General features: G+C 68.2%; 12 protein-coding genes and 1 pseudogene. 9 read left to right on the top strand and 4 right to left on the bottom strand.

Going from position 1 to position 14,798, the window contains the following annotated elements; all coding sequences use genetic code 11:
• Positions 1-47: 47 nt before the first annotated feature.
• The 4 genes from QJR12_RS00205 (at position 48) to QJR12_RS00190 (ending at position 4,592) form a co-directional block, all read left to right on the top strand.
• Entirely contained in the window at positions 48-1,535 is a 1,488-nt protein-coding gene (locus QJR12_RS00205) for a biotin carboxylase (RefSeq protein ID WP_300574934.1), read from the top strand.
• A gap of 78 nt (positions 1,536-1,613) precedes the next feature.
• Positions 1,614-2,714, top strand: coding sequence for a galactose-1-phosphate uridylyltransferase (gene galT / locus QJR12_RS00200; RefSeq protein ID WP_300575138.1), 1,101 nt, complete (start codon positions 1,614-1,616; stop codon positions 2,712-2,714).
• Positions 2,711-3,796 carry a galactokinase gene (locus QJR12_RS00195; protein ID WP_300574932.1) on the top strand — a complete coding sequence of 362 codons (1,086 nt, stop codon included), beginning with the start codon at positions 2,711-2,713 and terminating at the stop codon, positions 3,794-3,796. The genes galT and QJR12_RS00195 overlap by 4 nt, the downstream gene beginning before the upstream one ends.
• A 49-nt stretch (positions 3,797-3,845) precedes the next feature.
• Positions 3,846-4,592, top strand: a complete 747-nt coding sequence (locus QJR12_RS00190) for a Mut7-C RNAse domain-containing protein (protein WP_300574930.1) — start codon at positions 3,846-3,848, stop codon at positions 4,590-4,592.
• Here the strand turns inward: QJR12_RS00190 and QJR12_RS00185 are convergent.
• Positions 4,544-5,191 carry an RES family NAD+ phosphorylase gene (locus QJR12_RS00185; protein ID WP_300574929.1) on the bottom strand — a complete coding sequence of 216 codons (648 nt, stop codon included), beginning with the start codon at positions 5,189-5,191 and terminating at the stop codon, positions 4,544-4,546. The two genes, QJR12_RS00190 and QJR12_RS00185, sit on opposite strands and share 49 nt — an antisense overlap.
• Positions 5,184-5,699 carry a hypothetical protein gene (locus QJR12_RS00180; protein WP_300574928.1) on the bottom strand — a complete coding sequence of 172 codons (516 nt, stop codon included), beginning with the start codon at positions 5,697-5,699 and terminating at the stop codon, positions 5,184-5,186. The genes QJR12_RS00185 and QJR12_RS00180 overlap by 8 nt, the downstream gene beginning before the upstream one ends.
• Positions 5,700-5,867: 168 nt before the next feature.
• Between QJR12_RS00180 and QJR12_RS00175 the strand changes: the two genes are divergently transcribed.
• Positions 5,868-6,806: a class I SAM-dependent methyltransferase gene (locus QJR12_RS00175; protein ID WP_300574927.1), complete on the top strand. Its 939-nt coding sequence runs from the start codon at positions 5,868-5,870 to the stop codon at positions 6,804-6,806.
• An 89-nt stretch (positions 6,807-6,895) separates the two neighbouring features.
• Here QJR12_RS00175 and QJR12_RS00170 read toward each other — a convergent pair whose 3' ends face one another.
• Positions 6,896-9,271, bottom strand: a complete 2,376-nt coding sequence (locus tag QJR12_RS00170; RefSeq protein WP_300574925.1) for a lysylphosphatidylglycerol synthase transmembrane domain-containing protein — start codon at positions 9,269-9,271, stop codon at positions 6,896-6,898.
• Positions 9,272-9,412: 141 nt separating this feature from the next.
• Here QJR12_RS00170 and QJR12_RS00165 point away from each other — a divergent pair.
• The 4 genes and pseudogenes from QJR12_RS00165 to QJR12_RS00150 all read left to right on the top strand — a co-directional run.
• A pseudogene (locus QJR12_RS00165) lies at positions 9,413-9,511 on the top strand (type II toxin-antitoxin system PemK/MazF family toxin); the annotation flags it as partial.
• A 62-nt stretch (positions 9,512-9,573) separates the two neighbouring features.
• On the top strand, positions 9,574-12,189 hold the full coding sequence (locus QJR12_RS00160; protein ID WP_300575136.1) for a GH92 family glycosyl hydrolase: 2,616 nt from the start codon (positions 9,574-9,576) through the stop codon (positions 12,187-12,189).
• Positions 12,190-12,317: 128 nt separating this feature from the next.
• Positions 12,318-12,698, top strand: coding sequence for a nucleotidyltransferase domain-containing protein (locus tag QJR12_RS00155; RefSeq protein WP_300574923.1), 381 nt, complete (start codon positions 12,318-12,320; stop codon positions 12,696-12,698).
• Positions 12,688-13,116, top strand: a complete 429-nt coding sequence (locus QJR12_RS00150; protein WP_300574921.1) for a DUF86 domain-containing protein — start codon at positions 12,688-12,690, stop codon at positions 13,114-13,116. Before QJR12_RS00155 ends, QJR12_RS00150 begins: the two co-directional genes overlap by 11 nt.
• 50 nt (positions 13,117-13,166) lie before the next feature.
• Here QJR12_RS00150 and QJR12_RS00145 read toward each other — a convergent pair whose 3' ends face one another.
• A complete protein-coding gene (locus tag QJR12_RS00145) occupies positions 13,167-14,705 on the bottom strand; it encodes a serine/threonine-protein kinase (protein WP_300575134.1) in 1,539 nt (512 codons plus the stop codon).
• Positions 14,706-14,798: the final 93 nt, after the last annotated feature.

Raw genomic sequence — 14,798 nt, 5'->3', positions numbered from 1 at the left:
CAGTCCGCGCACGGCAATCCGATACGGATATCGCCGGGGCCGGTGTGATGGCGCCCGGACCACGCCGTCCCTTAAACGGACTCTCGGACGTGCGTGCGTTCTTTCACACCAACGTCACGCCGCTGTACTTCATCTCGCCGACCCCGTTCAACCTGCTCGGCATCGACCGCTGGGTACGAAACTTCTTCTACCTGACCTACTTTGATTCCTTCGAGGGCGAACATTCGCGGGTGTTTGTGCCCCGGCGGCGCGACCGCGTGGATTTCGAGTCCATGGGTGAGGTGTGCAACCACCTGCTGCGTGATCCCGAGACACTCGAATTCATCGCCAGCCGGGGGCCGGGAGGCAAGGCCTGCTTTGTGATGCTCGACGAGCAGACCCAGGCGCTGGCACGCCAGGCGGGCCTCGAGGTGATGCATCCGCCGGCGGAGCTACGCCATCGGCTTGACTCCAAGATCGTCATGACCCGCCTGGCCGATGAGGCGGGGGTACCCAGTGTGCCGCACGCGATCGGACGGGCCGGCTCCTACGACGAGCTGCTGGCGCTCGCGCGCCATGCCGGGTTGGGAGAGGATCTGGTCGTCGAGGCCGCTTATGGCAACGCGGGCAGCGGGACGTTTTTTATCCGCAATCGGGGCGACTGGGACCGCTACGCCGCTGCCCTGACCGGCCAGCAGGAAAGTCAGCGGGACAATCCGCAGGAAATCAAGGTCATGACGCGCATCCGCAACGTCGAGGTGTGCATCGAGGGAGTCGTGACCCGCTACGGAACCGTGATCGGCCCCGCGATGACGAGTCTCGTCGGCTACCCGGAGCTGACACCGTACCCGGGCGCCTGGTGCGGCAACGATATCTGGCGCGGGGCGCTGCCGCCGGAGCAGACGCATGCCGCGCGCGAGATGGTGCGAAAGCTCGGTGACGTTCTCGACCGCCAGGGCTACCGCGGCTACTTCGAGGTGGACCTTCTTCACGACCTGGATTCCGGCCGGCTCTACCTCGGCGAGGTCAACCCCCGCCTGAGCGGTGCCAGCCCGATGACCAACCTGACGACCGAGGCCTACGCCGACATACCCCTGTTCCTCTTTCACCTGCTCGAGTACCTCGACGTGGAGTACCGGCTCGACATCGACGAGATCAACTCGCGCTGGGAGCGGGGCTACGGGGAGGACGAGGTCTGGGGCCAAGTGATAATCGCGGAGACCTCACCGGATATCGAGCTCTTCACCGCGACGCCGCGCACCGGCGTGTGGCGCATCGACGACGACGGTCGGGTCTGCTTCGCCCGCTCCGCCAACGACTGGGCCACGCTGATCGACGGGTCCGAGGCCTTCTACCTGCGGGTCGCGGCTCCCGGCGACTTGCGCTGCGCGGGCGCCCAGCTCGGTGTGCTCGTCACCCGCGGGCACTTGCAGACCGACGACTACCAGCTCACCGAGCGCTGCCGGCGCTGGGTCGCCGGCTTTAGGGCGAAGTTCGCCTCGACTCCGCTGACGCCGGCCACGCCCATCGTCTCACGGCTGGTCGCGCGGGCATGAGATCCCCGGGTCACCGCCGGTGCCCGGGAACGCGCGGCCAGGTCGACGTCGAGCACGCCGCGGCCCGCCGGTCGGTTACTGTTCGACATCGTGACGGCGCCGACCCGGGTGAAGCTGGCCGACGGCCGTGACCTGCTGTTCTTCGCGTTACCCGGCCGCACGCCGGCCCCGGTGGCCGACCGCCGGCGGCTGCCGGCGCGGGAGGCGCGGGATCCGGGCCGATCGCAGTTGCGGTTCGACCGCTCGACCGGGCAGTGGGTGATCATCGCGGCGCTGCGCCAGGACCGCACCTACAAACCGCCGCCGGATCAGTGCCCGCTGTGTCCGGGTCCGACCGGGTTGACCAGTGAGGTGCCGGCGCCCGACTACGACGTCGTCGTCTTCGAAAACCGGTTCCCCAGCCTGTCGGATGCGGGTCGGGGGACGCTGGCGCCCCCGGCGGGCTTCGCGGCCGCGCCGGCTCACGGCCGCTGCGAGGTGATCTGCTTCTGCAGCGAGCACGACGGTTCGTTCGCCGACCTGGATCCGCGGCACGCCCGGCTGGTGGTGGAGGCGTGGCGGCATCGCACCGCCGAGCTGATGACCGCGCCGGGGATCGAGCAGGTGTTCTGCTTCGAGAATCGCGGCGAGGAGATCGGGGTGACGCTGACCCATCCGCACGGTCAGATCTACGGTTACCCGTATCTGACCCCGCGCACCGCGGCGATGCTGCATCAAGCCCGGAAGCATCGACTCAGCCACGGCAGCAACCTCTTTGCAGACCTGCTTGCCCATGAGCTCGCTGACGGCGTCCGGGTGATCGCCCGCAACGAGCTGTTCACCGCGTTCGTCCCGTTCGCCGCGCGCTGGCCGGTGGAGGTGCATATCTACCCGAACAGGTTCGTGCACAACCTCGTCGAGCTCGACACCGCCGAGCTGGAGGGGTTCGCCGGGATCTACCTCGATGTGCTGCGACGGTTCGATCGGATGTACTCGACTCCGCTGCCGTATATTTCAGCGCTGCACCAGTTCACCACCTCGGATACCCAGCGAGACGGCTACTTTCACGTTGAGCTGATGTCGATCCGGCGTAGCGCCACCAAGCTTAAGTATCTCGCGGCCTCCGAGTCGGCGATGGACGCGTTCATCAGTGACGTGACGCCCGAAAACGTGGCGCAGCGGCTGCGGGAACTCGGATGACGATCCGCTACGGCGCGCCGGGGCGGATCAACCTCGTCGGCGAGCATACCGACTACAACCTGGGTTTGGCGCTGCCGATCGCGCTGCCGCAACGCACCGTGGTGACCTTCGAGCCCGGGGACACCGACGCGATCACGGTGTGCAGCGACCGCCTGCCCGGATCGGCGCGGATTCCGCTGAGCACCGTTCCCGGTGAGGTGACCGGCTGGGCCGGCTACGTGGCGGGGGTGGTGTGGGCGCTGCGGGGTCGCGGATACCCGCTGCCCGGCGGCGCGATGTCGGTCACCAGCGGCATCGAGATCGGATCGGGCCTGGCGTCGTCGGCGGCGTTGACGTGCGCGGCCCTGGGTGCGATCACCTCCGCCGCCGGTATCCGCATCGAGCGTCTCGAGCAGGCGCGGGTTGCGCAGCGTGCCGAAAATGACTACGTCGGCGCCCCAACGGGTTTGCTCGACCAGCTGGCCTCGCTGTTCGGGGAGCCGTCGACGGCCCTGCTGATCGACTTTCGCGACGTCAGTGTGCGACCGGTGCGCTTCGACCCGGACGCCTACGGTGTGGCGCTGCTGCTGATCGACACCCGCGAGCGGCATAGCCACGCCGGCGGCGAGTACGCGGCCCGCCGCTGGGCGTGCGAGCACGCCGCGACCGAGTTGCACGCGCCTTCGCTGCGCGACATCGAGGATCTGTCGTCGCTGCAGGCGATCACCGACCCGGTCGCGGCCCGCCGTGCCCGCCATGTGCTGACCGAGAACCGTCGGGTGCTCGATTTCGTTGCGGCGCTGAGCGATGCGGATTTCGCCGAGGCCGGTCGCATCCTGACCGCGTCGCACGCTTCCATGCGTGACGACTTCGAAATCACCACGGCGTCCATCGATCTGATCGTCGACACCGCGGTTCGCGCCGGGGCGCTGGGCGCCCGGATGACCGGCGGCGGCTTCGGCGGCTGCGTGATCGCGTTGGCGCCGGAGGCGCGGGTGCGGTCCGTCGGCGAAGCGGTGCGCCGGGCGGTGCGCGCCGCGGGCCATGCGCGACCGGTGATCACCCGCACCCATGCCGCGCCGGGTGCGGCCGTCTGCGGGTGACGCGGATAACCACGTTGCGCGCGGCGACCCGCACGCGAGAGCATGGGGAATGAGCGGCTACGTCGATGTGCGGGCCTACGCCGAACTGAACGACTTCCTCGACCCGGAGTCGCGCGGTGTGACGGTACGCCGTCCGTTCCGGCCCCACCAAACGGTCAAGGACGTCCTGGAGGCCATGGGCATTCCGCACATCGAGGTCGACCTCATCCTGGTGGAGGGCGAACCGGTGGACTTCGCGCACCGGCCCAATCCCGGTGAGCGCATCGCCGCCTACCCGATGTTCGAGGCCCTCGACATCGGCTTGACGGCCAGGCTGCGGCCGGTCCCGCTGCGCGATCCGCGCTTTGTCGTCGATGTCAACCTCGGCCGGCTGGCGCGACTGCTTCGCGTGCTGGGATTCGACGTGTGGTGGTCAAGCGACGCCGATGACCAGACGCTGACCGACATCAGCCTGGGCCAGCAGCGGATCCTGTTGACCCGGGACCGCGGCCTGCTAAAACGCCGCGCGATCACCCATGGCCTTTTCGTGCACTCCGATGAACCCGAGGAGCAGACGCGTGAGGTGATCCGGCGCCTGGATTTGCGCGAGCGGCTGGCACCGCTAACCCGCTGCGTGCGCTGCAACGGCGGGTTGGCCGCGGTCACCAAAGACGCGGTGATCCACGACCTGCAGCCGTTGACCCGCCGCTACTACCACGACTTCAGCCGCTGTACCGGATGCGGGCAGATCTACTGGCCGGGGTCTCATCAGGCACGGTTGGTCGCACTCATCGACCGGCTCCGCGGGATCCCCTGAACCACGGTGAAGCCGTGGCGCAGCACAAGATTGCTGAGAATATCGGCACGCTCGTCGAGCGCCCAGGACTCGACGGCGAACGCCTCCGCAGCGAAAAAGGCGACGTTGACCGAGGTTTCGGGGGTGGTGCGGGACCGGTAGACGATGGCGTCGAGGTCGGGCCACCACCGCCTGACCGCGTCGGCCAGCCGCTGACACGTCGTCCACACCTCGGGGTGCATCCCGGTGCTGATCTGGTCGTCGACGCGCAGCGCGTCGAGGTTGCGCTCGGTTCGCAGGTCCAGTACCCGAAGGTGCCGGGCGGCGACGAGCCGGACCAGGCGGTGGGCGGCGTGGTCGGCGGGGATCACCAGGCCGGTGGCCCGGTAGCGCTCCCGGAACGCGCCCACGAGGCTGCTGGCGCCGTAGCGGGCGCGAAACGCACCGGAGGCGGGGTCGAAGCGGTGACGCGGCGTGGGGAACCCCTCCCAGGTCCAGTCGGCAGGCGCGGACGCGTCCAGTCGCCAGATCTCGGTCCCGGCACGAACGCGCCGACGGCGGAGCCCGGTGGGCCGAGCGCCGGGAAGGGGCGCCAGATAGCCGCCGGGAAGCTCAGGCACCGAGGTCCGCGAGCATCCGCCAGGCCGTGGCCGCGGCCTTGGTGTTGCGCAGCGCCTCGGCGATCGACGCGCCACCGAGCTCGTCGTGCCTGATGCGCATGATGCGATCGGCGGCCAGCGGATCCGCGGTGAAGCGGGCCAGCAATTCGAGGATCCGGGGCAGATCCGGGCGCAGCCGGCCGTCGTCGAATTGCCATGCGGGAAACCACGTCCGGTTGCCCACCGGCCCGCCCAGGAGCTTGCCCCGGCTGCGCAACCGGTGCACCGCTTGCGGTGTGCCGAGACCCAGCAGCGCTTGGACCGCCGGGGTGGGCAGCGAGCCTTCGACGAATTCCTGCACGACGGCGGCACGGCGCCGGTCGTTCAGCGCGTGGGCGGCGATCCGCTCGAGTGTTCCCTGCGGCACCGTCGGGGCCTCCAGGAGCGCGCCGAGGACTTGGGCAAACGGCCGGTCGCGATGCGCACGCTCCGCGATTTGGCGGGCGAGCGGCGCGGCGGCGGTGGGCATGGTTGCAGGCTAGCACTCTTCGGCAGGATCGAAACAATTGAAACAGCCACACCGGCGACGGGCCGCGCTACCGTGGTGGGTGCGGGCCCGCGGCACCCGCAAGAGTTCGGCGTAGCCTCCAGGTCGACGGGCAGATCGACGGAATGGGTGAGTAGGTGAGGAGTGATGGTGGCCAGGACCGACAACGACAGCTGGGAGATCACCGAAAGCGTGGGCGCGACCGCACTGGGAGTGGCGGCGGCTCGGGCGGCGGAAACCGAGAGCGAGAACCCGCTGATCACCGATCCGTTCGCGCGGGTGTTCCTCGACGCCGCGGGGGACGGCTTCTGGAACTGGTTCTGGGGTCGCGAGTTGCCCCCTGAAGTCCTTGAGGCCGAACCCGATCTGGTGCTGCGAAGGCGGTCGATGGTCGACTACATGGCTTGCCGGACAGCCTTTTTCGACGAGTTTTTCCTTGACGCCGGCAACGCGGGTATACGCCAAGTGGTGATCCTGGCCGCGGGCCTGGACTCGCGGGCCTGGCGGTTGCCGTGGCTCGGCGGCACCACCGTCTACGAACTGGACCAACCCAAGGTGCTGGAGTTCAAATCGTCGACACTGCGCGAACACGGTGTGCAGCCCAGATGTCATCTCGTCGACGTCCCGGTGGACCTGCGCCAAGATTGGCCGACGGCGTTGCAGCAGGCCGGCTTCGATGTCGTAGCCCCCAGCGCTTGGTCGGTGGAGGGGCTGCTGCCGTTTTTGCCGGCCGCGGCCCAGGATTTGCTGTTCGAGCGGGCGCGGGCACTGGCCGCCACCGGCAGCCGCATCGCGGTCGAGGCACCCGGACCCGACTTCAACAACCCGCAGGCCCGCGCCAGGTGGCGTGAGCAGATGCAGCGCATCCGTGACATCATGGCCCGGCTGGGCGAGCGGCGGGACATCCCCGACGTTCAGGAGCTGTGGTACCTCGAGGACCGCGGCGACGTGGGCGACTGGTTCCGCCGCCACGGCTGGGAGGTCTCGGTGGTGGCGGCCGAGGAGCTGATGGCCCGCTATGGGCGTCCGCCCGCAGACATCGACGATGCGGTGCCGCACAGCTTGTTCGTGACGGCGCGGCGCCCGTAGCGGCGCCGCTACTGCGTCGGCATCATCGGTCTGCGCGAGGAGGATGTTCGGTTTGCCCGCCTCTGAGCGATTTCGCTACCGGGGAGCCGTTAGATCATGTCGTTCTTCGTCAGCCACCGCATGACGGGCCAACCGACGAAGACCGGTAACCAGCAGGTGAGCACCCGATACAGCAACACCGACGGCACACCGACGGCCGCGGGCACGCCGAAGGCGGCGAGCCCACCGATCAGCGCCGCTTCCACGGCCCCGACGCCACCCGGGGTGGGGGCGGCCGAGGCGAGAGTCCCACCGACCATCGTCACCACGGTGACGGTGACGAACGTCGCCCTCCCACCGAACGCCTCGACACTGGCCCACAACGCCAGGGCCGCACCCAGAGTGGTTCCGGCGCAGCCGAGCACGATCAGCGCCAGCCGCTTGGGTTCGCGCGCCAGCTCGAGAAGGTCGCCGGTCACCTCCTTCAGCTGTGGGCGCACCGCGGTCGCGAGCCAGCGCCGCAGCCTGGGCACGAACAAAAACGCACCGACGACGCCCAGCGCCACGCCCGCGATCAGGTAGAGCATGGTGGCATTCGGCACGAAGTGCGACAGATCGGTGCCCGCGCCCGCGGCCGCGCTGAAGACGATCAGCAACGCGACGTGCACGATCACCTGAACCGACTGCTGCAGCGCCACCGCCGTGGTGGCGCGCACGGTGTTGAGACCGCCCTTTTGCAGGAACCGTGTGCTAAGCGCCAACCCGCCGACACCGGCGGGGGTGGTGGTCGCAGCAAATGTGTTGGCCACCTGCATGATTGACAGGTTCTTGAAGCTCACCAGCCCGTCGGCGCTGGCCCACAACGCACCGGCCGCGCCGACATACGTCATCCCCGAGACCGCCAGGCCCAACAGGGCCCACCACCAGTTGGCCCTGCTCAGCTCGGCGAAGAACGTCGGCACGGTGCTGATGAACGGGTAGGCGACGTAGACCAGCGCAACCAACAGCACCAGTTGAATGACCTGGCCACGGCTGAACCGGGTGATCGTTTCGGCGCGAATCTGATCGGTACCGGTCTGGCGCATCACCTCGGCGCGGCCCTCGGCGATCACCGCGCCCGGGTTGGGAACCGAGGCGCGGATCCGCGCCGGCACAGCGGATTTGGTGAGTCTGCGCGACGCGGTCAGCACCGCGTCTTTGCCGAACGTGTCGATCGCGGCGCCCACCGCGGACTGTGCGCCATATAGCGCCGACGTCGTCACCAGCAGTTGGGCGATGTCGGATTGTAATTGGGCGTCGGTGGCGCCGTATTCGGCGCTGCCGAAACCACCGAACAGCACCGCGCCGTCGGCCACCGTGATGTGTGTGCCGCGCAGGTCGCCATGGGCGATTTGGTGATCGTGCAGGCATCGCAGTGCTTCCCACACCCGCGCGACCGGTGTCGTCGTGGCGCATCGGCTGATCGGGAGTCCACGCACGGGTGTGTGCGCGTATAACATCCAGCCCCGATCGAGCGCGCTGACGGCGATCGTCGCGGTGTTGGCGATGCCCAGGCTCCCGACGGCGATGGTGATCAAGGCGCGATGCTCCACGGCGCGGCGCATCGAGGCCTGCAGGGGGGCGGTCTCGGTGTCCCGCAGCCGCAGCTTGGCCCAGAGTTGGCGCAGGGCACGGCCACTGCGTTGATGCGGGCCGTACAGCTCGATCACCGCGGTGAACCCGGAATCCGGGGATTCGGCGGCAAGGACCAGCGGACCGGTCCCGGCCGGGCGAAGCACCGTGAGCGCGGACACGCGAAACCCGCGCGCGGCCATCGCGCGCACCGCGCCGTGCAGCGGCACCTCCAGGGCGGGGGTCCCGACGACCAGCACCACCAGGGCGCCGACGAACCAGCCCACCGCCAGCCCCAGCAGTGAGCGGGCCGGAACCACCGCGCTGACCAGCAGGTGGATCGGCACGAAACCCAACAGCAATGCCCACCACCAGTGCCTCCAGCGCGCGGGCAGCCAGGGTCCCGAGACGGTGAGCACCGCAGCGAGCATCGCGATCCAGCGCGGATCGTCGAGGAACTGGGAGGGCAACGTGTCGAGGTGCTGTGAGAGGTCGAAATGCCATTGGGGAGCCGCGATGTGGGTTCCGCTGATCGACAGCGCCACGATGGCGATGAGCCCCGCGGCGCCATAGGCGCCCAGCAGTTTCCATTGCCGGGCGGCGATCAGGCCGATCAGGATCACGAACGGCAACGCCACTATCGCGATGCCGTATACCAGGTACACCAGCTCGGCTTGTGCGGGGGGCAGCACCCCGACGATCTGCGAGATGGATTTCTCCAGGCCGACCCACTGCGGGCGGGTGATCAGGGAGCCGGTGATCACGAGCCCGAAAAACGCCGCCGCTGAGACGAGCCGGAGAATGTCGTTGGTGCGCCGGGCCGGTGGTTGGAGCAAGCTGCCGGTCACGGCGACCTCGCGCCCGTCAACTCGCATGCTCCACGATCCTTCGGCTCGGCCAAGCGCCGCGCCGGCGCTCGCCGACAACTTAACCGGATACCCGGCCGTCGGGCGCGGCGGAAACGGAACCCGTGACGTCAGACGAATTACCATCACTGTATGACAATGATCAGCCCTGACCGCATCGGCGCGGTCGTCGTCGCGGCGGTGAGCCGGACCCCCCGGGGGCTGAAGCTGACCGCACCCGAGGATCGGGTGCCAAGTGATTGCGTCGTCAAAAGCAGCGGATGCTAAGACGCGCCGGAGCACGTGGCGGGCTCGCGGTACTGGTAGCGGTGATGCTCGTCGGCGCGATGGTGATGACCGCTCCGCCCACGGCCTACGAGAGTGAGCCGGCGTTCGTCGTGAACCCTGTCGACCACGTCAACACCCTGATCGGCACCGGCAGGGGAGGCCCGACCGTGGGGGAGATCAACAACTTCCCCGGAGCCTCAATGCCATTCGGCATGGTGCAGTACTCACCTGACACCACCGACACCTACGCCGGCTACAACTACCACAAAGATCGCGTCACCGGGTTCAGCATGACCCACGCCTCGGTGGGCTGTGCGGCCTTCGGCGACATCTCGATGCTGCCCACCACCGCCGCGATCGGCACGCACCCCTGGGACGCCACCGAGAAAATCGCCCACGACGACACCGAGGTGGGTGTGCCGGGCTACTACACGGTGCGGTTTCCCGACACCGGGGTGAGCGCGGAGCTCACCGCCACCACCCGCACTGGCGTCGGGCGGTTCCACTACCCGCACAACGCTCGTCCTGCCCGGCTGCTGGTTCGGGCCGGCGGGTCGCTGGCGGGGAACTCCGCCGCGACCCTGCAGATCGGTGCCGACAACACCACGATCACCGGAGCGGCGACCAGCGGCGGATTTTGCGGCAAGAAGAACGCCTACACGGTGTATTTCGCGATGAAGTTCAACCGTCCGTTCACCTCCTACGGCACCTGGGACGGGTTCTGGGTGTATCCCGCTGGCCGCGTTGCGTTTTCGAGTGACAGCGGCGGTTACGTGGAGTTCCCGTCCGGCTCGGTGATCGAGGTGCGCACCGCGCTGTCCTACGTCGGAGTGGACGGGGCGCGAGCCAACCTCGCCGCCGAGGGCGGGGCAAGCTTCGACGACGTGCGCGCCGCGGCGACGCGGGAATGGAACGCCGCGTTGTCGCGCATCGCCGTGGCCGGCGCCAATAGCGATGACGTGGCGACGTTCTACACCGCCTTGTACCATTCGCTGCTGCACCCCAACACCTTCAACGACGTCGACGGTCGCTACATCGGATTCGACGGAGTCATCCACACGGTGACCGCGGGGCACGCCCAATACACCAACTTCTCCGACTGGGACACCTACCGGGGTGTCGCCGCCCTGCACGGGTTGCTGTTTCCGGAGCGTGCCAGCGACATGGCCCAATCGCTGGTGAACGACGCGGAGCAAAGCGGCTCTTTTCCGCGGTGGGCGCTGGCCAATGCCGCGACCGCCGAGATGACCGGAGACAGCGTGGTACCGCTGATCGTAAATCTCTACACGTTCGGGGCCAAGGACTTTGACGTCCACACGGCACTGCGTTACATGGTCGGCGCGGCAACCCACGGCGGTGCCGGGCGGGACGGTTACGTGGAGCGCCCGGGAATCGCCACCTACCTGCAGCGAGGCTACCTTCCGGTGACGTCCGAGTCGTGCGTCGACGGCTCCGTCCCCGGTGCCTCGATCACGCTGGAGTGGTCGGTTGACGATTTCGCGATTTCGCGATTCGCCGACGCGCTGGGTGATTCCGCGACAGCCGCCGAATTCCAGCGCCGGGCGCAGTATTGGCAGAACCTGTTCAACCCCACCACCCGTTACATCTCGCCCCGCAACGTCTACGGCTTCTTTCCCCGCGGACCCGGCTTCGTCGAGCCCCCGCCGTTCTGCTTCGGCCAGCCCGGCTTCGACGAGGGCAACGCCGCGCAGTACGTGTGGTGGGTGCCGCAGAATATCACGGGCCTGGTGACCGCCCTGGGCGGCCGCAAGGCGGTGGCCGAGCGGCTCGACGGCTTCACAAAGGAACTCAACGCGGGCCCGGACAAGCCCTACCTGTGGATCGGCAACGAGCCGGGCTTCGGGGTGCCGTGGCTGTACAACTACGTCGGTCAGCCGTGGAAAACCCAGGACCTGGTCGACCGGGTGCGCAGCAGCCTGTTCGGGCCGACACCCGACGGGGAGCCGGGCAATGACGACCTGGGCGCGCTGTCCAGCTGGTATGTCTGGGCCGCGCTCGGCCTGTATCCCAGCACCCCGGGAACGGCGATCCTCACGGTGCACACACCGCTATTCGACCGCATCGTGATCGCGCTGCCCGCAGGGAGATTCATTCGCATCTCCGCGTCCCGAGTCTCGGCACCCAACCGCCTGAAGTACATCAACGGCCTCAGTGTCGATGGGCGGCCCACCGAGCGAACATATCTCCCGGAGTCGATCACCCGCACCGGCGGCGAGCTGGTGTTCGCGCTCTCCGCCACTCCCGACAACGGCTGGGGCACTGTGGAATCCGCATCACCGCCGGCATTCGGTGAGGGTGGCTCGGCGGTGACCGTCAACGTCGTCCCCGACATCGTCGCGGTCGCGCCGGGAACCACGGCGACCGTGACCGTCGATGCGCAACGGATGATCGGCGGCGGCGCCCCCGACTACACCGTCACCGGTACCTCCTACGGTGCGGGGATCGCGGTGGCACCGGTATCGGGACGCTTCGCCGCCGACGGTTCGGCCACCGCGACGGTGGCGATCAGCGTGGCCCAGTCCGTGCTCGACGGGTATTACCCGGTCGTTCTCACCACGGCCGCCGGCAAGGGGACCCGGACGTTCATGCTGCTGGTCGCGGTCGGCCAGGCCGGCGCCGAGCAATGGCCGCGGGCCTAAGCCGGACCGTCTTCGCCTGGCGCGGTGAGCGGCTGCGGACACCGACACCCGTCGACCCATAAAGTCGCCGGGCACCGGCAAATCCGGGCTGTGTGCGGCCTACTCGGATAATTGCGACAATTGCGCACATGAACGACGCCCCGACGCGAATCGACCAGGCCGTCGAGGCGCTGCGGCGTCACGGCGCGGTCTTCGCCTACCTGCACGGCAGCCGGGCCAACAACACGGCACGGGCGACGTCTGACATCGACATAGCCGCCTACTTCGGCGGGCACCCACCGCAGGCTTTCGAGGTTCTTTTGCCCGCAGGTGTCGACCTGCTCGTCTTAAACGATGCTCCCCTCGAACTCGCGGGCAGAGTTGCGCTGCACGGCAGGCTGTTATTCGAGACCGACCGCGCAAGGCGGGTGGTCTGGGAAGCGACGACGCGCAAGATCTACCTGGACGAGCTGCCGAGACTCACCCAGGCCCATAGGGAGTTCGCCGAAGCGGTGCGCCGTGGTCGATGAGACTCGAATCCTTCGACTGCTGCGCGGTATCAGCGACGACCTGGAAATTCTGAGTCGCGAATCCGCGGCCGATGAGGCCCGCCGGGCGGACCCGATATGGCTGCGCGGCGTCAAGTACACCTTTGTCACTGCGATCGAGGCTTGCATCGACGTCGCACAGCACATCTGCTCGGCCAAAGGTTGGGGGCCACCTGCCGACAACGGCGACGCGATGCGACTGCTCGGAAGTCACGATGTCCTCACGGACGACATCGCGGAGGCGCTGCGCAAAGCCGTCGGATTTCGAAATGTTCTTGTGCACGAATATATCCAGGTGTCAGACGGCATTGTCATCGCGCGCCTTCATGACCTCGGCGATTTGCAGGGTTTCGTCGAGCAAATCGCCGCATTCATCACCGAACCGCTTGAGCGTCGGTAGTGAGGCGTGGTCAGCGATACCGCCGAGCTGTTCGCCGCCACGGCTTTTCGTCAGTTCAAGGCGGTGCTTCCCGCGATCGGGAGGGTCGTGCTGACAACCTTGGCCAGGCAGTGGTCACGGTCAAAATCCCGGTGTTTGCACCACGCCAGGGCACCGGAGGAGTCGGGGAAGGTGATGCCGACGATCGTGACCCAAAAGTCGGGTGCGGAAAAGGTCGACCAGTCGCCCGACCACAGCAGCCGCACTCCGGGATATTCCTCGCGCAGGGCCAGATGCTCCTGCAGGATCCTTGCGTTATCCCACACGACGCCGTCGTCGACAACCCCCGGGCGTTTGGAACTGAGTTGCGGCACCCAGTGATCGGCGAGTTCGGCGCTGACGAACGGGCGGTCCGCACGCGCGAGCTGGCGCAGCCGTTGCCGGGCCGCCTCCTCGGGATCCACCGGTGCCGACGGTAGCGCGCTCGGCGTCGAGGTCGGCGGTGGGGACGGCGGTTGGTAGCCGGGTTCGGCGGCGGGGGAGGTTGTCTCGGTGGGGTATGCGGGCCCCGGCTTTTGGTGGGCCAGAAAACCGGCGCCGACGCCGATACCGCTCAGCAGCAGCACCGATGCCACCACGACAATCACCGGCGCCGGCCATCGCGACCGGCGTTCGGGCGCACGTCCGGGACGCACCAGGGGCGGTCCGGCTACCGGGCCGGCCGGTCGGGTCGGCGCGCCGGCAGGGCCGGCGGCGGGCAATACGCCGCCGGGTCCGGGCGGCACCCGGGTGTGCAACGGGTTTCGGGTGTTGGCGTGCAGCGCGCGCTGGGCGGCGCGCCCCAGGGCGCCCGCGCTACCGTAGCGGTCGCCGGGTTCCTTGGCCATGCCCCGGGCGATGACGTCGTCAAACGACGCGGGAACGCGGGGATTGATGATGCTGGGGCGCGGCGGCGGCGCGGTGAGCTGAGCCGCCATGACCTGCTCGAGGCCGTGAGCCGGAAACGGGGTCTGCCCCGTCAGCGCCTGGTGCAGCACGGCGGCCAGGGAATAGACATCCGCTGCGGGCGTCGTCGGCCGGTCGCTGAACCGTTCGGGGGCCATGTAGTCGAAACTGCCGATGTGATAGCCGACCATCGTAAGACGGGTGTCGCCTTGGGCCTCGGCGATGCCGAAGTCGACCAGGTAGGCGAAATCAGCGGGTGTCACGATGATGTTCTGCGGCTTCACGTCGCGATGAATCAGCCCCTCGGCATGCGCGGCATCCAATGCCGCGGCGACCTGGGTGATGATGGCCACGGCCCGATCCGGCTGCAGGGGGCCATCTTTGAGCAACTCGTGCAGCGTTTGGCCCGTCACCAGGCGCATGTCGATGTAGAGGCTGCCGTCGATCTCTCCCCAGTCGTGGATCGGGATCACATGCGGCTCTTGCAGGATCGCCGCCGCGTGCGACTCACGCTGAAACCGGGTGCGGAACTGTTCGTCGTGCGAGTGCTGCTCGGCGAGGATTTTCAGGGCGACGGTTCTGCCCTTTTCGGTGTCGTAGGCCTCATAGACCTCGCCCATCCCGCCCCTGCCGAGTAAGCGGGTCAGCCGATACTTGCCGAACATGCGGCCGCCGCGGGCATTGGCCGTGGTCACCTGCGCCTCCTTCGATACGACGCAGTATCCCCCGCGGCGCCGACACCCGTGCGGCGTTTGGAG

It is taken from the genome of Mycobacterium sp. (assembly GCF_029961025.1).
GTDB lineage: Bacteria > Actinomycetota > Actinomycetes > Mycobacteriales > Mycobacteriaceae > Mycobacterium.
Note: the sequence above shows the minus strand (reverse complement) of the source record. Positions and strands in the feature narration are given on the sequence as shown.

What these genes read in the sequence shown, in the direction of transcription:
- QJR12_RS00205 (WP_300574934.1), top strand. Translation starts at nt 48, where the DNA reads ATGGCGCCCGGACCACGCCGTCCCTTAAACGGACTCTCGGACGTGCGT.
- QJR12_RS00195 (WP_300574932.1), top strand. Translation starts at nt 2,711, where the DNA reads ATGACGATCCGCTACGGCGCGCCGGGGCGGATCAACCTCGTCGGCGAG.
- QJR12_RS00190 (WP_300574930.1), top strand. Translation starts at nt 3,846, where the DNA reads ATGAGCGGCTACGTCGATGTGCGGGCCTACGCCGAACTGAACGACTTC.
- QJR12_RS00180 (WP_300574928.1), bottom strand. Translation starts at nt 5,699, where the DNA reads ATGCCCACCGCCGCCGCGCCGCTCGCCCGCCAAATCGCGGAGCGTGCG.
- QJR12_RS00170 (WP_300574925.1), bottom strand. Translation starts at nt 9,271, where the DNA reads ATGCGAGTTGACGGGCGCGAGGTCGCCGTGACCGGCAGCTTGCTCCAA.
- QJR12_RS00160 (WP_300575136.1), top strand. Translation starts at nt 9,574, where the DNA reads ATGCTCGTCGGCGCGATGGTGATGACCGCTCCGCCCACGGCCTACGAG.
- QJR12_RS00155 (WP_300574923.1), top strand. Translation starts at nt 12,318, where the DNA reads ATGAACGACGCCCCGACGCGAATCGACCAGGCCGTCGAGGCGCTGCGG.
- QJR12_RS00145 (WP_300575134.1), bottom strand. Translation starts at nt 14,705, where the DNA reads ATGTTCGGCAAGTATCGGCTGACCCGCTTACTCGGCAGGGGCGGGATG.